Origin of the sequence: Maribacter sp. ACAM166, assembly GCF_005771495.1 — a bacterium.
GTDB lineage: Bacteria > Bacteroidota > Bacteroidia > Flavobacteriales > Flavobacteriaceae > Maribacter.
The window spans coordinates 1-19,511 of record NZ_VAUW01000042.1; the positions used below are offsets into that span (position 1 = coordinate 1).

The 19,511-nt window shown below is 35.7% G+C and carries 17 protein-coding genes; 12 read left to right on the plus strand and 5 right to left on the minus strand.

Annotation, left to right across the window (positions count from 1 at the left end):
- Positions 1–342: 342 nt before the first annotated feature.
- From ES765_RS21890 to ES765_RS18565, 5 genes are all read right to left on the minus strand, one after another.
- On the minus strand, positions 343–498 hold the full coding sequence (locus tag ES765_RS21890) for a hypothetical protein (protein ID WP_171017366.1): 156 nt from the start codon (positions 496–498) through the stop codon (positions 343–345).
- 235 nt (positions 499–733) lie between these two features.
- A complete protein-coding gene (locus ES765_RS18550) occupies positions 734–2,188 on the minus strand; it encodes a transglycosylase SLT domain-containing protein (protein ID WP_138115840.1) in 1,455 nt (484 codons plus the stop codon).
- Between the two features lie 34 nt (positions 2,189–2,222).
- Positions 2,223–3,338, minus strand: coding sequence for a pyridoxal phosphate-dependent aminotransferase (locus ES765_RS18555; RefSeq protein ID WP_138115841.1), 1,116 nt, complete (start codon positions 3,336–3,338; stop codon positions 2,223–2,225).
- Between the two features lie 76 nt (positions 3,339–3,414).
- Positions 3,415–3,978 (minus strand): hypothetical protein, encoded by a 564-nt coding sequence (locus tag ES765_RS18560; protein WP_138115842.1) that lies wholly within the window; start codon positions 3,976–3,978, stop codon positions 3,415–3,417.
- Between the two features lie 9 nt (positions 3,979–3,987).
- On the minus strand, positions 3,988–4,434 hold the full coding sequence (locus ES765_RS18565; RefSeq protein WP_138115843.1) for a hypothetical protein: 447 nt from the start codon (positions 4,432–4,434) through the stop codon (positions 3,988–3,990).
- A gap of 220 nt (positions 4,435–4,654) precedes the next feature.
- Between ES765_RS18565 and ES765_RS18570 the strand changes: the two genes are divergently transcribed.
- The 12 genes from ES765_RS18570 (at position 4,655) to ES765_RS18625 (ending at position 19,503) form a co-directional block, all read left to right on the plus strand.
- Positions 4,655–5,848, plus strand: coding sequence for an Nramp family divalent metal transporter (locus tag ES765_RS18570; protein WP_138115844.1), 1,194 nt, complete (start codon positions 4,655–4,657; stop codon positions 5,846–5,848).
- Entirely contained in the window at positions 5,849–6,592 is a 744-nt protein-coding gene (gene pxpA, locus ES765_RS18575) for a 5-oxoprolinase subunit PxpA (RefSeq protein WP_138115845.1), read from the plus strand. It begins immediately after the preceding gene.
- Positions 6,589–7,326: a 5-oxoprolinase subunit PxpB gene (pxpB, locus tag ES765_RS18580; RefSeq protein WP_138115846.1), complete on the plus strand. Its 738-nt coding sequence runs from the start codon at positions 6,589–6,591 to the stop codon at positions 7,324–7,326. The genes pxpA and pxpB overlap by 4 nt, the downstream gene beginning before the upstream one ends.
- Positions 7,319–8,170 carry a biotin-dependent carboxyltransferase family protein gene (locus ES765_RS18585; protein WP_138115847.1) on the plus strand — a complete coding sequence of 284 codons (852 nt, stop codon included), beginning with the start codon at positions 7,319–7,321 and terminating at the stop codon, positions 8,168–8,170. Before pxpB ends, ES765_RS18585 begins: the two co-directional genes overlap by 8 nt.
- A gap of 504 nt (positions 8,171–8,674) precedes the next feature.
- Positions 8,675–10,351, plus strand: coding sequence for a dihydroxy-acid dehydratase (ilvD, locus tag ES765_RS18590; RefSeq protein WP_138115848.1), 1,677 nt, complete (start codon positions 8,675–8,677; stop codon positions 10,349–10,351).
- Positions 10,352–10,447: 96 nt separating this feature from the next.
- The gene (gene ilvB / locus ES765_RS18595) at positions 10,448–12,181 is read left to right on the plus strand and encodes a biosynthetic-type acetolactate synthase large subunit (RefSeq protein ID WP_138115849.1); all 1,734 of its coding nucleotides are present in this window, start codon (positions 10,448–10,450) and stop codon (positions 12,179–12,181) included.
- Positions 12,182–12,268: 87 nt separating this feature from the next.
- Positions 12,269–12,847: an O-methyltransferase gene (locus ES765_RS18600; RefSeq protein ID WP_138115850.1), complete on the plus strand. Its 579-nt coding sequence runs from the start codon at positions 12,269–12,271 to the stop codon at positions 12,845–12,847.
- A gap of 63 nt (positions 12,848–12,910) precedes the next feature.
- Positions 12,911–13,429, plus strand: a complete 519-nt coding sequence (ilvN, locus tag ES765_RS18605; protein ID WP_138115851.1) for an acetolactate synthase small subunit — start codon at positions 12,911–12,913, stop codon at positions 13,427–13,429.
- A gap of 41 nt (positions 13,430–13,470) precedes the next feature.
- Positions 13,471–14,946, plus strand: coding sequence for a ketol-acid reductoisomerase (gene ilvC, locus ES765_RS18610; RefSeq protein ID WP_138115852.1), 1,476 nt, complete (start codon positions 13,471–13,473; stop codon positions 14,944–14,946).
- 156 nt (positions 14,947–15,102) lie between these two features.
- Positions 15,103–16,401, plus strand: a complete 1,299-nt coding sequence (gene ilvA, locus ES765_RS18615; RefSeq protein WP_249356591.1) for a threonine ammonia-lyase — start codon at positions 15,103–15,105, stop codon at positions 16,399–16,401.
- A gap of 94 nt (positions 16,402–16,495) precedes the next feature.
- Positions 16,496–18,082 (plus strand): NADP-dependent glyceraldehyde-3-phosphate dehydrogenase, encoded by a 1,587-nt coding sequence (locus ES765_RS18620; protein ID WP_138115853.1) that lies wholly within the window; start codon positions 16,496–16,498, stop codon positions 18,080–18,082.
- 221 nt (positions 18,083–18,303) lie between these two features.
- Positions 18,304–19,503 (plus strand): MFS transporter, encoded by a 1,200-nt coding sequence (locus ES765_RS18625; RefSeq protein WP_138115854.1) that lies wholly within the window; start codon positions 18,304–18,306, stop codon positions 19,501–19,503.
- Positions 19,504–19,511 lie beyond the last annotated feature (8 nt).

Sequence of the window (19,511 nt, forward strand, 5' to 3'; positions counted from 1 at the left end):
ACTGAAAGCTATGGCAAAATACAAATGGTACTTATCAAATCTGGTCGCTTTTATAAGACTCAACCTTTTTGTTAAGGTAGACCTCCAAAAATGGCTCGACCACCCTTTTCAAGACCATCCGCCGCCTAAACAAAATATCGTACAGGGGGTTCTATTCTGAAAAAAACCAAAACGGTAGCTTTAGGTCAATGAAAACAGTAAAGTTATTCATTCTTGAAAACGTTTAGGACAGGATTGATTGATAACCTTGATTTTACACAAAGGATTAGTGTGCTATTTTACAGCTTTTATTTTGATCAGTCCTTTTCCAGGTATATAATAAGCTGTATTCGCTAATTTTTTCTAAAGTAAGTTGCTCATGAACAAGAGGGAAAGTGTCATGGAGGAATTGATAAATCCAGTAAAGGCAGTGGAATCTGGAATAGCATCCTCAATAAAGGAAATCGTTGGATACTGAATTGCTTTAGATAGATTTTCGTAAACAGCGTCAGAAATCATTAATTTTTAAAGCGTGTCAGGTGCGACCTATTTTGAACTTAACGATAGCGTGTTAAAAAGGAGGATGCTCATGATAATGACAGTAATTACTAAAAGGCCGAGTAGTATTTTTTCATAATAGGGTTGGTTTATAAGAGTAGGTTGAACTTTTTTTCTTTATATAATGTAGATAAAATAGATAAGAAAATACGTAACTCAGGAATTATTGTGAATTTGAATTTTTTAGAGGTAATGGTCAATGAGTATTAGCTGATTTCTTTTTTTGAATAAAATTCACATAGTGATCATACCGTTCAAAGATTTGGTCAACGTAATTATAAGGTTCAATTCCGTTTACGTATCCATAGTTAATAGATGGATGATTATAATTTTGGGGATAACTCAATGCCAATAGCATTTCATTTACATTGCGATCCCAGACATTAGGGTTTAATTTGTTCATTTTTGCAAGCAATCGCGCATCCTTAATATGATAATACCCACTATTATAGGCAGCCATGGTAAACTTAATTCGCTGAACGGAATCTGTAATTTCTTCAAAGTTATCATAGATACTTCTGAGATACTTTGATCCAGCGTTAATATTATCTATAGGTTCCATACTATTTTCTAGTCCCATCTCCTTTGCTGTGTTTGGCATAAGTTGCATTAGTCCTTCTGCTCCTGTCCAAGAGTTGGCGTCAATGTCAAACCGTGATTCTTGATATACCAAGGAAGCCAATAGTCTCCAATCCCATCCAAGTTTTTTCGCATTTTCCTTAATGATATCATCGTATTTGCTTATTTGATTATTGCTTAGGCTGTAAAAATCACTTTGCACCCTACGGTTAAAAGTTCTTTTATTTCTAAAGTACTTATTGTAAATAACGTAATAGTCTGATTTCTTTTTTTCATCTTCAATCCAATCATTGGTCTTTGTCAATAATTCCTTGGAGTTTTTATGAACGGCCCAAGCTATCCGCTGAGAAAAACTAACCGGTACAGAAACATCCAAAATTGGATAATAAGAGGCGTTAATATGAGCTAGATTTTTATCAGCTAGGGTATATTTTATTTCTCCATCGGCAACCATTTTTATAATTTCGGCGGTGGCCAATTTACCCTTTAGGGTATCTACAAATATAGTTCCGCCAATTTCCCTTGAGAGATTTTGCAGTCGCTCAAAATAAGAGGAACTATAACGTACAGAAACAGTATCATCAATAAGCTGTATAGGATCCATCACCAACTGTTCTTTAATATTATCCAAAGTTAATTTTCGCCAGTTTTTTGGTTTTCGTTGCACGAGTACTTGTTTGGTTAAATAAAGATAATCGGTAAATGCGGCAATTTTTTTACGGTCTGTAGTCACTGCTAAACCGTAAGCAACAATATCAACAGTCCCTTTATTCAATTCGGTTAAAAGTGAATTTAGGTCTTCTGAAACTATGACCTCCAACTCTAGGTCAAAATGAGCCGCCAGTCTTTCCAAGAGTTCATATTCATACCCCATTGGTCTTCCTTTATAAAGAAAATAGCTAGTACTACTGTAAGCAATTAGTGCTCTTAATTTTCCATCTTTTTTTATTTCATCGAAACTTCTACAGTTTGAACTAGTTTCGTTTTGATTTAAATCAACTTTTTCGGTTTTGGTCGTACAGGATATGAAAATAGCACTACTAAAAAATAAAATAATAATCTTTTTAAACATATAATTTAGTGCTTGGAATTTGTTTTGAATAATTTTAAGACATAACCTTTTTAAGTCCTTTATCGAAGAGTTTCATATCGTCTAAGGTTCCTGTGCTAATTCTAGCCCAATCATAGAATGGAGGGAACGGCCTACCTATAAGAACATTCTGTTTTTTCATAGCAGTTATTATTTCAGATATCGGTCTTCCTGTTTTGAAAAACACAAAGTTGGTATGTGATTTTTGGTGCTCAAGGTTTAAATCATCTAATGTTTTGTAAATCTGATTTTTAGCTTCTGTATTTTTAATAACACTAAATTTATAAAATTCATCGTCGGTAAGTGCCGCTTTAGCAGCTTCAATGGCAATAACATTGGTCATTGCCATAATATTCTTTTTAAGTCTTGTGGCAATATCAGGTCGAGCAACCAAATATCCTATTCGCAAACCGGCAAGCCCATGAACTTTTGAAAAGGTCTTTGAAACGATGACATTCATATTTTCTTTTACTAACTCAACCATGGATGGATAATCTGGTTCGGTAATAAAATCGTAGTAGGCCTCATCACTGAATACCATAGTTTTATTACTTACTGATGAACAGAAATCTCTTAGTTTATCTTTATCAATCAATGTACCTGTGGGGTTGTTCGGGTTGCAAATAAAAACCAAACTTGTTTTAGCAGTTATGCGCTTCTCCATTTCGTCTAGATTATGTCCCATATTTTTATCTACAGGTACTCGATGAACAAATCCACCACTATTTTCAGCATAGGTTAAAAGCGATTGAAAAGTAGGGTCGGCTGCAATTATTTCACCTCCATTCAACCCGTAGGTTAATCCCGCTGCCTTTAAGCCTTCTGTAGAACCACCAGTTACGACAATATGGTCTTTGGTAACTCCTTCTTTACGTGCTATCTGTTCAACCAATGGATGAAAAATCATGGATGGATACCTACAGGCCAAGTCTAAAGAATTTGTAATTACTTTTCTTACTGCCTTTGAGGGGCCATAAGGATTTTCGTTAGAGTTTAATTTTGCGACACCGTTCAGTTTACTGTCGATAGGCGTATAGAGATTCATAGCCATCGAACTAAATCCCCCTAATAAAGTAAAACCACTGGATAGTCCAGCAGTTTTAAGCCATTTTCTTCGGTCAATGCTATTCATATGTAAACCCTTTGGGCATAAGATACAAAAAACCAGATTATATTTTTTAGAGGTAGATTATGGGTGTTTAGCCGTTTTAAGAAAAAAGTTCTTCATTATTGCTGTCCTCTTTTTGTGATTTAGGGGGTGCAAAAATATCTTTGAGAATATAACTTGTAACAATAGTGAGGCCAACGGTTAAAGTCGGTATTGAATATTCCCAATTAAGAAGATGCATAAGGCTGCCTAATATGATGGTTAAAACACCAATGACCATCACAATATTCCAAATAATATCGGTTAAACTATTTTTCATATTTCTGTCTTTGTCCATAAAGTAAGCGGTACCTTCCATAGCAAACCATGCTATAAATGTGAGCGCGGTGCCGATTTGAAATAGTAATGTATACGGGAAATTCAAAATCGTTAAAAGACCGTTTGTTGTCCAAAATGACACCAATGCCATTTTTATGAAATCGACTGGGTTCTTTACTTCTTTCTTTAAAAACCGCACTGCATATAAAATCAGGATAGCCGCAAATGATGTAAATATGATACCAGCAGCGTAGGGCCAATGTAGCACACGCATAAGCATTCCTATTAAAAGGGTTGATAATGCCGCTCTTATTTCATTTTTAAGTGCTTTTTTGGAATTTTCCATCCTTGTTTTTTATTTGATCACTTTGATGTGCTCTTTAAGACCTTCCATGATTCCAATAATATTATTAACGGTCTCATTTAAATAGTACCGCACAACAATATGGGGAATTCGAATGGTCGTAAAACCATTTTTGATGGAGTGCATCGCTTCTTCTAAATTATTGATAGCTTCATGTTCAGTAAGCTTATCATATTCAGAATCGATTTCGATATTAAGTTTTACACGAGAAACGGCGATGTCTATAGATTTTTTACCATCCCACCATTCTAGCATTGAATTGACACCAGCTTCTTTTAGGGCATAATATAATTGTATGGCCTCTAAGGGGGTGTCATGTTTCTTGATTAAAAGTTCAATACGTTCATAATGTTTGGAGCAGAGTTCTACACCTGCGCTGTCCATTGCGTTCTTATGATCTATATAACCGAGTTCTTTCTTACATTCTAAACAAATCATTAATAGGTTAAGTTTAAGTTTAAGGTTTGGGAATATTATAACTTGTATATTTTCACAATAGTATATAACCTCGATGAAAGACCTATAACCTTTAGACGAATGGTGTTTATTTAGATGAACGGCATTTTTAAATGTTAAAACTGTGGTGAAATAGATTTAGATGACCGTGAACGAATTCATATTTTTGAGATTATATTTACAAGAATGATAATTATGATGAATGTTTAAGAAATTAGGGCCAGGTGTTCTCGTAGCTGCAGCGTTTATTGGGCCTGGTACCGTTACTGCATGTACCTTGGCAGGTGTAAATTTTGGCTTTAGTTTGCTATGGGCCATGCTGTTATCGATTATTGCAACCTATGTTCTTCAAGAAATGTCGGCAAGATTGGGGATAATTACCCAGAAAGGATTGGCAGATGTAATAAAACAAGAGCTTAATAATGGCTGGATACGTAATAGTGTGATAGGTCTTATTTTTTCTGCTATTATTATAGGTAACGCTTCTTATGAAGCAGGTAATATTGGTGGCGCCACCTTAGGTATGGAAGCACTATTTGGTTTAGCTTATAGTAAGTTATACCCATCTATTATTGGTGTTATAGCTTTTGTGCTATTATATTTTGGGAATTATAAAGCGCTCGAAAAAGTGTTTATCTTCCTCGTGCTTATAATGAGTCTTTCCTTTATAGCTACCGCTGTTTTAACCAAACCGAATGTTTGGGAATTGATAAAAGGATTATTCGTGCCAAGTATACCTGAAGGAGGTATTTTGACAATTATAGCTTTGGTCGGTACAACAGTTGTTCCTTATAATCTTTTTTTGCACGCCGCTTTGGTAAGTGAAAAGTGGAAATCGAAAAGTGACTTGAAATTGGCAAAACGAGATACGTTGGTATCTATAATACTAGGCGGACTTGTGTCTATCAGTATTTTAATATCTGCGGCAGCAATTAAAACTTCAGAAGTAAACAATGTAATGGATATGGCAAAGGCCTTAGAACCTCTATATGGTTCAGCTGCTCTATATTTCATGGGTATAGGTTTATTTGCTGCAGGCATTACCTCTGCGATAACAGCTCCTTTGGCCGCAGCGTATGTTGCCAATAGTTGTTTTGGATGGAAAGCTGAATTCAAAGATGCAAAATTTAGATTTATTTGGATTTTGATTTTGGTTTTGGGAGTGGTCTTTTTATCATTCGGAATTAAACCGATAGAAATTATAAAATTTGCTCAGATTACCAATGGTCTGCTTTTACCCGTAATAGCAATCTTTTTGCTGTGGGTCGTAAATAGGGTTGGAGTTATGGGTAAATATAAAAACACCATGATGCAGAATTGTATCGGTTTAGTTATTATTCTCCTTTCTGTTCTATTGGGCGCTAAAAGTATTCTAACAGTAATAGGATTATTGTAAATGACGAAAAGAACTATGGATATCAATTGTGATGTAGGCGAAGGTATTGGAAACGAAGCTGAATTATTCTCGATGATCAGTTCATGCAATATTGCTTGTGGAGTTCACGCTGGGTCTAAAGAAACAATACGTTTATGTTTAAAATTGGCACAGAAATATAGTGTTAGTATTGGTGCGCATCCCTCTTATCCGGATAAGGAAAATTTCGGGCGTATTTCTTTGGATATAAACGATGAGGATTTGATAAAAAGCATAGACGATCAAATGCAGCTGTTCACGACCGAATGTATAAAACTAGGTGTATCGCTTCATCATATTAAACCGCATGGGGCACTTTACAATGATGTAGCCAAAGATGAACATAAAGCCCAAGTCTTCCTCAAAGCTATTGCACCCTACAAAGAGAAGGTGTTTCTATATGTACCTTGTGGTAGTGTGATTCAAGAAATGGCCTTGGCAACTAATTTCAAAATTAAACGGGAAGCCTTTGCGGATAGAAACTATAACAATGATTTAAGTTTAGTGTCTAGAAACCAAGAGAATGCATTAATTTCAAATGGTCAAGCTGTGTTAGAGCACCTGTTACTGATGTACAATGAGAATGTGGTTGAAACATTAAGCGGAGAAAAAATTCCAATATATGCTGATACCTATTGTATTCATGGAGATACGCCTGACGCGTCTCAAATTTTAACGTATATTACAAAGCATTTGCCAAAATATAAATTACAATCTAAACCGTGAATTCCCCTGAAATAAATATAAAGTCTTTTGGTGTGCATTCAATCTTAATTGAATGGCCGAATGAGGTGAAAGAGCACATTCTTGAAACTATTTTACGGTTTGAATCTTTTTTAAGGTCAGATCCGTTAACCGATAAAGACTGGGAAATGGTGCCTTCCTATAATTCTCTTTTACTTATCAATAGAAAAAAATCGATTGATTTTAATAGTATATCGAAAGACATTAATACATGGTATAATCAATTAGAAGATACTGCAAAACCAGCTAGATACCTTTGGCGTTTGCCAGTTTCTTATGATTTAGAATTCGGATTAGATCTTCAAGAAGTTTCTGAGAAACTGAATAAATCAATCCCAGAAATTATAGCAATGCACACAGCCACTCATTACACAGTATATGGAATTGGTTTTTTACCAGGCTTCATGTATCTAGGTGGATTGATAAAGGAGCTAGAGGTTCCAAGAAAAGTAACACCGAGGTCAAAAGTTGTTAAAGGAGCTGTTGGCATAGCAGGAAAACAAGCCGGTATTTACCCACAAGAGTCCCCTGGCGGTTGGAATATTATTGGTAATTGTTCGGTGCCTATTTTTGACGCCACAAAAGAGAATCCTTGCTTCGTAAATGTTGGTGATAAAATTGAATTCTATGCAATTTCTAGGGCGGAGCATAACCTACATAAAATAGAAGCAGAAGTTGGTATTTATAAACCTGAAAAAATTAAGATAGATGCTTAAAGTACTTAAAGCAGGTTTTTATACTTCCGTTCAAGATTCAGGTAGATTTAATTACAGAAATAAAGGGGTTCCCGTTTCTGGTGTTATGGATGAAATGTCTGTGTTTAAGGTCAATTCCTTGTTAGAAAATGATAGTTCATCAGCAGTTTTAGAAATTACCATGACTGGGCCAACGTTAGTTTTTGAAGAGGAAACTTATATGGCATTGGGCGGAGCAAAAATGTTAGCCACTTTAAATAATCTGCCAATTCAAAACTATAAGGTCTATCAAATCGAAGTTGGTGACATTCTCTCTTTCGGTCGACTTGTGAAAGGCTTTAGGTCCTATTTAGGTGTTAAAGGAGGTTTTACGCCGAAGGTGATTTTAGGAAGTAGATCCTATTACAAACCAATCACAAAAGAAAGTAGGTTGCGAGAGGGTGATTTTGTTCCTTATACGTACCATAAACTATTCCAACCTAAAATTTCAGAAATCAAAGTTGCTTCTTTTTTAGATGACACTATATTAGAAGTAAGTAAAGGTCCTGAGTTTGAATTGTTAAACGATAAGCAGTTAGAAGAAATATTTTCTAGATCTTTTACGGTAGCCCACGAAAATAATAGGATGGCGTATCAAATTAAAGAAACAATTTCTCCACATGAAATATCAATGTTAACCTCGGCAACTTTACCCGGTACGGTGCAATTAACGCCATCTGGTAAATTAATTGTTTTAATGAAAGACGGTCAAACAACTGGTGGTTATCCGCGGATTATTCAACTGACGGATAGGGCTATATATATATTGGCGCAAAAAAGAGAAGGAAATCAAATAAGTTTTAAATTGTGCATTAGACTGGTATAAGTTTAGGTAACAGTGAATTAAAGCCGTAGACTGTGAATACTATTTTTACAGCTAGTTCTTAATATTATTTATATACTAGAATGAGGAATCTCTTTTAAAGTTGGTTTATTTAACGACAACAGGTCTAGCTGTTATAATAGTTAGTTGTTGATGTTTTTATTGTTTATGAATTTTATGTACTATTGTAATATGAAATTGAAAAATATAATAATCAATGTAGTCATTGTCATTCCGTTAAAGGAATGATAGAGCTTTTCATTGTTTAGAAAAACCTGTATCAGATATATTTGATGCAGGTTTTTTTATAACTAATTTCAGGTTGTTTTGAAGTATTGAATATGGTATAAATTGGTAGTATAAATAATTGAAAATCAATAAATTAGTTAGTTTTTAGGCAGAATGAATTTGTAATGTCAAATTTTGTCAAAAAAAGAAGCTTTTATAAACTTTTATCTTTGATACAATAGCTCAAAGTAATCAAGATAAGCATACGAGAATTACATTATGGAATTGAACAAGCACAGTAAGAATGTAACCCAAGATCCGACGCAACCGGCAGCTCAGGCAATGCTATATGCTATAGGTTTAACTGAAGAAGATTTAAAGAAACCCTTAATTGGTATCGGTAGCACTGGGTATGAGGGAAACCCTTGTAATATGCACTTAAATGATTTAGCACAAGAGGTGAAAACTGGTGTTAATGATAGCGGATTGGTAGGATTGGTATTTAACACTATTGGTGTGAGTGACGGTATATCGATGGGTACCTACGGTATGCGTTATTCCTTACCATCAAGGGATATCATTGCAGATTCTATGGAAACAGTTGTTCAGGCCATGAATTATGATGGTTTGGTGACCGTAGTTGGTTGTGATAAGAATATGCCAGGTGCATTAATGGCAATGATTCGTTTAGATAGACCTTCTATATTGGTGTACGGTGGAACGATAGCTTCCGGATGCTATAAAGATAAAAAATTGGATGTGGTCTCTGCTTTTGAGGCCTGGGGAGAGAAGGTAGCCGGCACCATGAATGATGAGGATTACAAAGGCGTAATCCAAAATGCATGTCCAGGCGCTGGTGCTTGTGGAGGAATGTATACCGCTAATACGATGGCTTCTGCTATTGAAGCGTTAGGGATGGCGATGCCATATAACTCTTCAAACCCTGCAATAGGAAAACAAAAGCAGAAGGATGCTATTGAGTCTGGTAAGGCATTAAAAAACTTATTAGAAAAAGATATTAAACCAAGTGATATTATTACCCGTAAATCATTTGAAAATGCAGTTCGTTTATTGACATTATTAGGAGGGTCTACGAATGCAGTACTACACTTTTTAGCAATAGCGAAAGCGGCAGATGTTGATTTTACTTTAGATGATTTTCAGAAAATTAGTGATTCAACTCCGTTTTTGGCAGATTTGAAGCCTAGTGGTAAATTTCTTATGGAAGATGTGCATCGCGTAGGTGGTGTGCCAGCGGTAATGAAATTCATGTTAGAAAATGGAATGTTACATGGCGATTGTCTAACGGTTACCGGGAAGACGATTGCTGAAAATTTAGCAGAGGTGCCTGGCTTGTTGGAACATCAGCAAGTAATAAGACCTTTGAGCAACCCTATTAAAGCAACGGGTCACTTACGTATTCTTTATGGAAACTTGGCAACCGAAGGTTCGGTTGCAAAAATTACAGGAAAGGAAGGACTATATTTCTCCGGACCAGCCAAGGTTTACAATGATGAATTTTTCGCGAATGCCGGTATAGGAAAAGGCGAGGTAAAAAAAGGAGATGTTGTGGTCATTCGTTATGAAGGACCAAAAGGCGGACCTGGAATGCCAGAAATGCTAAAACCTACGGCAGCTATAATGGGAGCTGGACTTGGAAAGGATGTGGCCTTGATTACAGATGGTCGATTCTCAGGAGGTACGCATGGTTTTGTGGTGGGGCATGTGTCTCCAGAAGCACAAGATGGTGGTACTATCGGATTATTGAAAGATGGTGATGTTATTACAATTGACGCTGAGAAGAATGAGATTTCGGTCAATCTATCAGATGAAGAAATAACAGCAAGAAGAAAAGAGTGGATACAACCAGAGCTGAAGGTGAAAAGAGGAAGTCTATATAAATATGCTCGTACCGTATCATCTGCTTCTAAAGGGTGTGTGACCGATGAATTTTAACTAATACATGTTTAGATTTCTAATTGAGCACTATGTGTAATAAGAGGTAGGGAGTTTAAAGGCTTTGAATACCATACTTGAATTTGATTATTAATTATGGAAACAATAAAAGAGAAGAAAAAAAGTACAGAATCCAAGAAAACTATTACGATTTCTGGAGCAGAGGCATTAATACATTGTTTGTTGGCGGAAGGTGTAGAAACAATGTACGGTTACCCAGGTGGGGCAATTATGCCTGTTTATGATGAATTATATAAGTTTCAGGATAAATTAACGCATATACTAACTAGGCATGAACAGGGTGCAACCCATGCTGCTCAAGGGTATGCACGTGTTTCAGGTAAAGTAGGTGTTGCAATCGCAACGTCTGGGCCTGGAGCTACAAATTTAGTAACAGGTCTTGCCGATGCGCAAATAGATTCTACCCCAATGGTTTGTATAACGGGTCAAGTGACTAGAGAGTTATTGGGTACTGATGCGTTTCAAGAAACGGATATTATTGGCATTTCAACACCAGTGACCAAATGGAACTATCAAGTTACCGAAGCTTCTGAGATACCAGAAGTTATGGCAAAGGCTTTTTATATAGCTAAATCAGGTAGACCAGGTCCGGTTTTGATAGATATTACAAAAAATGCCCAAATTGATAAATTCGAGTTCGCCTATACGAAGTGTACGGGAGTACGTAGTTATAAGCCGCTACCTAAACCGGATATAAGTGCAATACAGGCCGCAGCAGATTTAATTAATAGTGCAAAAAAACCATTTATAGTATGGGGTCAAGGTGTAATACTTGGTCAAGCTGAGAATGAGTTTAAACAATTGGTAGAGAAAGCGGGTATACCGGCTGCATGGACTATTATGGGTGTTTCTGCCTTAAATACTGACCATCCTTTAAATGTAGGTATGGTAGGAATGCATGGTAATTATGGCCCAAATTTATTAACGAATGAATGTGATGTTTTGGTTGCTATAGGAATGCGGTTTGATGATCGCGTAACAGGTAGGTTGAAAGACTATGCAAAACAGGCAAAAGTAATACATTTTGAGATTGACCCTTCTGAAATCAATAAAAACGTATATGCTGATGTGGCGGTATTGGGTAATTCTAAAGAAACTTTAGGTCTTATGCTACCGTTGATTAAAAACAACAAGCACGAGGCATGGCACAATGTGTTCAAAGAGAAGTATCAGATTGAATTTGATACAATTATAAAAAATGATATTCACCCTGCCAAGCCTGGTTTAACCATGGGTGAGGTTATTGAAGAGATTAATTTAGCTTCTAATAATAAGGCGGTTATTGTTACCGATGTAGGTCAACATCAAATGATTACCTGTAGATACGCAAAATTTTCACAGTCTAAAAGTAACATAACTTCTGGCGGATTGGGAACAATGGGTTTTGCATTGCCTGCAGCTATTGGCGCTAAAATGGGCGCAATGGATAGGGAAGTTGTTGCCATTATCGGTGATGGTGGCTTTCAAATGACCATACAAGAATTGGGGGTAATTTTTCAGCATAAAGTTCCTGTTAAGATTGTTGTTTTGAATAACGATCATTTAGGTATGGTGCGTCAATGGCAAGAATTGTTTTTTGAGAAAAGATACGCATCTACGGTTATGGTAAATCCAGATTTCGTTAAAATAGCGGAAGGATACAGTATTGAAGCCAAAAGAGTTTCTGAACGTAAAGATTTAAAATCTACTATTCAAAAGATGATGGCTTCTAAAAACCCTTATTTCTTGGAAGTGAAGGTTGAACAAGAGGGCAACGTATTTCCTATGATTCCTTCTGGTGCATCGGTTTCTGAAATTAGATTACAGTAATACAGTATGCGGCAGTGATGAGTCAATAAGTAATGTGAATAACGTATAATTTTATAGAATCCATCCAAATTAAAAATACCATTCATTATGAATGATTCAATTATACCAGACATTCCGAAAATTCATACTGAAATAGAACGAAAATCTGAGGAAATCGGATTTACAATGCCTTCAGATTTGTATGTAGGGAGCTTTCTGAAAACACTTATTGCCTCAAAACCAAAGGGCAGATTTTTAGAAATAGGAACAGGTATAGGTTTAAGTCTTTCTTGGATGGTAGAAGGGCTTGATAAGGATTCAAAATTGATATCAGTTGACAATGACCAAGAATTAATAGATATAGCGGTTAGTTTTTTTGGAGACAATGCGAAAGTTGAGTTAATATGTCAAGATGGAGCGCAATGGTTAAAGGAGTACAAAGGTGCTAAGTTCGATTTGATTTTTGCAGATGCATGGCCAGGAAAATATAGTGAGATAGAACGAGTATTGAACTTGGTAATAGTTGGCGGATTTTATATCATCGATGATATGAATAAACAACCAAATTGGCCTGACGGTCATGAAAATCATGTTCATGAATTAATGGAGTATTTGGAAAATCGTGATGATTTTCAAATCACAAAAATGAATTGGTCGACAGGACTGATTGTAGCAGTAAAGAAATAGTAAAGCAAACTTAACACAGTGCCATAAAATTCTTTTGTAGTTAAAGAATTGGAAAAATAGCTTATGGAAAATAAATTTTTCACCATATCGGTATATTCAGAAAATAATGTTGGATTACTAAACAGAATTTCAGGAATCTTTTTAAAGAGACATATTAATATCGAAAGTCTGAATGTGTCAAAATCAGAGATTGATGATGTTTCAAAATTTACAATTGTGGTACACACTACCGAAAAATGGGTGGATAATATCGTTGGGCAAATAGAAAAACAAATAGAAGTTATAAAGGCGTTTTATCATACCGATGATGAAACAATTTATCAAGAATCTGCCTTGTTTAAAATTGCATCGGGCCTTTTGTTCGACGAACGTAATATTCAAAATATTATCAAAGATTGCAATGCACAGATTGTAACGGTATCCCGTGACTTTTTTGTGCTGGCAAAAAGTGGTAGAAGAAATGAAATTGATGAAATGCATGATCAATTGAAACCCTACGGTATAATGCAATTTGTTCGTTCAGGGAGAATTTCGGTTACTAAAGATGTAATGCAGATTTCTGCAATTCTTGAAGAATTTTAAGACAACTAATCATATCAATAATCAAATAAAGTAAATATAAAATGGCCAATTATTTTAATACACTATCATTAAGAAATAAATTAATACAACTTGGAAAATGCCGATTTATGGATTCGTCTGAGTTTGCAGATGGTGTAAATGCTTTAAAAGGCAAGAAAATTGTCATCGTTGGGTGTGGAGCTCAAGGGTTGAACCAGGGGTTGAATATGAGGGATTCTGGTTTAGATATCTCATACACATTGCGTGATGCCGCAATCAAGGAAAAAAGACAATCTTTTGTAAATGCTAGTGAAAACGGATTTACCGTTGGTACGTACCAAGAACTGATACCTAGTGCAGATGTAGTTATCAACTTAACACCAGACAAGCAACATACAGCCGTTGTTGGTGCTGTAATGCCGTTAATGAAAAAGGGAGCTACCCTTTCTTATTCTCATGGTTTTAATATCGTTGAGGAAGGTACTCAAGTTCGTAAAGATTTGACCGTTATTATGGTCGCACCAAAAAGCCCAGGGTCAGAAGTTAGGGAAGAATATAAAAGAGGATTCGGTGTACCAACATTAATTGCTGTACATCCAGAGAATGATCCAGAAGGAAAGGGATTGGAGCAGGCAAAAGCATATGCTGCTGGTACAGGCGGGCATAAGGCAGGTGTATTAGAGTCTTCATTTGTAGCTGAAGTAAAATCAGATTTAATGGGAGAGCAGACCATACTTTGTGGTTTGTTACAGACGGGTTCTATACTTTGCTTTGACAAAATGGTAGCGAAGGGAATTGATGCAGGGTATGCATCTAGGTTAATTCAATATGGTTGGGAAACAATCACAGAAGGTATGAAGTATGGTGGTATCACGCATATGATGGACCGTCTTTCAAATCCTTCGAAAATTAAGGCATTTGAATTAGCAGAAGAATTAAAGGAGATTATGCGTCCATTGTTCCAAAAGCATATGGATGATATCATGACCGGACATTTTTCTAAAACGATGATGGAAGATTGGGACAATGATGATAAAAATCTATTGACCTGGAGAGCGGCAACAGGAGAAACTGCTTTTGAAAAAACACCCGCTGCTAATCAAGAAATTACAGAACAAGAATTTTATGATAATGGGGTCTTAATGATAGCAATGGTAAGGGCTGGTGTTGAATTGGCTTTTGAGGCAATGACTGAATCAGGAATTATTGCAGAATCTGCTTATTATGAATCTTTACATGAAACACCATTAATTGCAAATACAGTCGCACGTAAGAAATTGTTCGAAATGAACCGTGTTATATCTGATACTGCTGAATACGGTTGTTATCTTTTTGATCATGCATGCAAACCACTTTTAACTGACTTCATGAAAAATATTGATACAGATGTAATCGGTAAAAACTTTTCGGAAGGAATTGATAATGATGTGGACAATGCAACATTAATAGCGGTTAATAAGGCTTTACGTGAGCATCCCGTGGAAATCGTTGGTGCACGTTTGCGTGAGTCAATGACAGCAATGAAGCCTATAGTTTAAATTTTTTAGGTCTTATATTGACATACTAATTGTCCGATTAAGTGCAGACGAAAAGTTACAATCCGTTTTGGCGTTGTAGTGTTTTCTGAAACTGTTCTTAAACGGACAATTTAGGTTTTAGAAATAAATGTTGTAACAGTACATACAATTAGTAAAATGATGAAGTCCGAGAGAAAAAGAGGAATTGATTTGAATAGGAAAAAACCAGTATATTTTCCAAAATTGGATGACATTCGCATGGCAGCAAAAACTATTGCTGAGATTTCAGAAATAACACCGCTAACAGAAAGTATTAGACTTTCAAAACAATTTCAATGTCAGGTACGTTTAAAGCGTGAAGATCTTCAAAGGGTTCGTTCTTATAAAATTAGGGGAGCATTCAATAAAATAAGTTCACTCACAACTGAAGAAAGGTCTCTAGGGGTTGTTTGTGCTAGTGCTGGTAATCACGCCCAAGGTGTTGCATTTGCGTGCTTTCATTTAAAAATAAAAGCGACCATTTATATGCCTTCAGTAACACCAAAGCAAAAGGTTGAACAAACTCGATTATTTGGTGGTGAGTGGGTAGAAATAGTCTTAGAAGGGGATTCATTCGATGATGCATCACTAGCGGCAAGAGCAAATGGCCGTGAGACTGGTAAAATATTTGTGCATCCTTTTGATGACCCTAAAATAATAGAAGGGCAAGCTACAGTTGGACTTGAGCTTATGGAACAAACGAAGTCACCAATCGATTATCTTTTTGTTTGTATTGGTGGAGGAGGCTTAGCCTCTGGACTTATTAGTGTTTTAAGTGAATTATCGCCATTGACAAAAATTATTGGTGTTGAACCAAAAGGCGCACCATCTATGAAAACAGCTATGGAACAAGGTAAGGTTGTGGCCTTGGAACATATTGATAAATTTATTGATGGAGCAGCAGTTAAAAGAGTAGGGGAGTTGACCTTTCCTATTTGTAGTCAATACTTAGATGCGATGATCACTGTTGATGAAGGTAAGGTCTGTCAAACTATTCTTGATCTTTACAATAGGGATGCTATAGTAGTAGAACCTGCGGGTGCATTGACGATTGCTGCTTTAGATGATTATGAGGAAGAAATAATTGGTAAAAACGTTGTTTGTATAATTGGCGGAAGCAATAATGATATTACTAGAACGGCAGAAATTAAGGAAAGAGCCTTATTGTATGGTAAGTTAAAACACTATTTCATTATTCGATTTCCGCAAAGACCTGGCGCTTTAAAAGATTTTGTTGTTGATATCTTGGGGCCAACCGATGATATTATACATTTCGAATATTCTAAAAAATCTAGTAAAGAAAATGCTCCTGCTGTAGTGGGTATTGAACTTCAGAATCCAGAAGATTTACAACCACTCATAAAACGTATAAAAAATAACAATTTTTATGGAGATTATATAAACGATAAACCTGATTTGTTTGAATATTTGGTTTAAACTATATTTAATAAAATACGAATCGAGTATTAAGTATATCAGAAATTAATCGACAAAACATTAATCAACCTGAAATTATAATAGCAGCAACATAATGAGCGATACAACTATCCCAGAAGAATTTCAAATTAAATCAACCATTAATCAACGGCATTATTTGGTAAATGGCGAGTTAAAGGAATGGAAAGGGGAAATGACAGACGTATATTCAACCATCTCTTCGACCAAAGAATATAAACCAACATTGTTGGGTAGTATTCCAGATTTACAGGAAGCAGAAGCATTAGATGCTTTGAACGCTGCTTTAAAGGCATACAATCGTGGTCAAGGTGTTTGGCCAACCATGCATGTTAAAGACCGTATTGAATGTATGGAGGTTTTCGTAAAAAAGATGAAGACCAAACGAGATGAAGTTGTGAACTTATTGATGTGGGAAATTGGCAAATCATTACCTGATTCCCAAAAAGAATTTGACCGTACCGTTGAATATATTGATGATACAATTGAAGATTATAAACAACTGGATCGCGATGCTGCAAAATTTAAAAAACATGATGGTGTCTATGCCCATATTAAAAGAGGACCGTTAGGTGTAGTCTTATGTCTTGGACCTTATAATTATCCATTGAATGAAACTTTTGCCCTTTTGATTCCGGCAATTATAATGGGTAATACGACCATATTTAAACCTGCAAAACATGGTGTGCTTTTGATTACACCATTATTGGAAGCTTTTCAAACTAGTTTCCCAAAAGGGGTAGTCAATGTAATCTTTGGAAGAGGAAGAACGGTTGCTGCGCCAATTATGCAAACAGGAAAGGTAGATGTTTTAGCTCTAATTGGTAACAGTAAATCTGCTAATGCCTTACAAGAACAGCATCCAAAAAGCAATAGATTACGTTTAGTATTAGGCCTAGAAGCTAAAAACCCAGCGATAATTTTACCAGATGCCGATTTAGACTTGACCATACAAGAATGTTTAGCAGGTACCTTGTCTTTTAATGGACAACGTTGTACTGCATTGAAAGTGGTTTATGTTCATGAAGAAATCAGCGTTAAATTTAATGAACGTTTCGCAAAAGGAGTAGATGAGTTAAAATTTGGAAACCCTTGGGAGAATGGCGTTAAACTAACTCCTCTACCAGAGCCGGGAAAGGCAGAGTACATTCAAGAATTAATTGATGATGCGGTTGTAAAAGGAGCTAAAATTTTAAATAAAAAAGGAGGTAAGCGCTTTGATAATTTTATTTGGCCAGCTGTTTTGTTTCCTGTGACAAAGGATATGAGGGTGTATCAAGAAGAACAATTCGGACCAATAATACCCATTGTACAATTTTCAGATATAGAGGAGCCTTTGGATGATATGGCAGAAAGTAATTATGGACAACAAGTAAGTCTTTTCGGTAAGGATGTATATGCTCTTTCTCCGTTGATAGATACATTGGTCAACTTGGTATGTCGTGTAAATTTAAACAGTTCATGTCAAAGAGGTCCAGATGTATATCCTTTTACTGGTAGAAAAGATTCTGCACAAGCAACGTTAAGCGTTCATGATGCCTTACGATCTTTCTCCATCAGAACTTTTGTAGCTTTTAAGGACAACGAGTTAAATACCGAAATCATACAACACTTGTTAGAAGCTAAACTTTCAAATTTTGTTAGCACAGATTATATTTTATAACGAAATTTGATTTTCACAAAAAGCATCGAAATGAAATTTCGATGCTTTTTGTATTATAAATACTCTTTTTTAACCTAAAATTTTCAACAGTTAAGTAATCAGGATAATATTACATATATATTGGATAATCCTGTTGAAATTAAGTATGGATATGCAATCTAACTTTGTACACTGAAAATACGTTCCGCAAACATTTTAGGAACATAGTAAATGATTTTATTATGAATATAAATCCATCTAACAAGAAAGCATTATTTTCTTTGGCTATCGGAGGTTTTGGAATAGGACTTACCGAGTTTGTAATTATGGGGATTTTAACAGAGGTTTCTGGTTCATTAGGCATTACGATTCCCCAGGCTGGTCACTTTATAGCAGCTTATGCTTTGGGTGTTGTCTTGGGTGCTCCTTTACTTACTGGTTTATGCTCTAAGCTTTCTCCTAAGAAAATGTTATTCTTATTAATGATATGGTTCACTATTTTTAATTCACTTTCTGGTTTGGCAACAGGGTATAGTAGCTTACTTTTCTTAAGATTTTTATCAGGAATTCCACATGGGGCATTTTTTGGAATTGGAGCAGTAGTTGCCACAAAACTTGCGAAGAAAGGAAAATCGGCACAGGGTATAGCTATTATGTTTTCAGGATTAACGGTTGCTAATGTTATAGGTGTACCCATAGGCACTTATTTAGGACAACAGTTTAGCTGGAGTGTTTCCTTTTACCTCGTTGGGTTTGTAGGATTATTAGCTTTGGGTAGTATTTATATGTGGATGCCTAAAATTGAAATTGAAGCTTCAGAGAAAAATGTTAGTGTGTCAAATGGATTAAAGAATAGGGAGCTTTGGGCATTGATTGCACTAACTACGATTGGAACTGGCGGATTCTTTGCGTGGTACAGTTATGTAGCTCCTTTAATTACTGATGTAGCCGGTTTACCCAATCACTTTGTTGGTTACGCTATGATGCTAGCCGGTTTAGGTATGGTTGCAGGAAATTTTTTAGGGGCAAAAATGGCAGAATTGTTTTCTCCATTAAAAGCGGTAATTATAAGTTTGTCAATCATGTCAGTCATATTAATATTCAATTTCCTGATTGCCACTAACCCGTATTTATTAATGGTTATGACTTTTCTAATAGGTGTTATTTCCTTTACTGTTTCTACACCTATACAAATGGCAATTATAAATACCTCTAAAGGTTCTGAAATGTTAGGCTCATCAATGAATCAAAGTGCATTTAATATGGGTAATGCATCTGGGGCATATTTAGCAGGTTTACCAATAGCATTTGGATATGGAATCATTTATTCTAGTTTAGTCGGTGCTATGTTAGCCTTTTCTGGCGTTGCCATTGCAGTCGGAATTTTAATAGTGAGAAAACGAAAAGAAACTAAGTATAGAAAAATGACACTTAGCTGTTAAATTGAAGA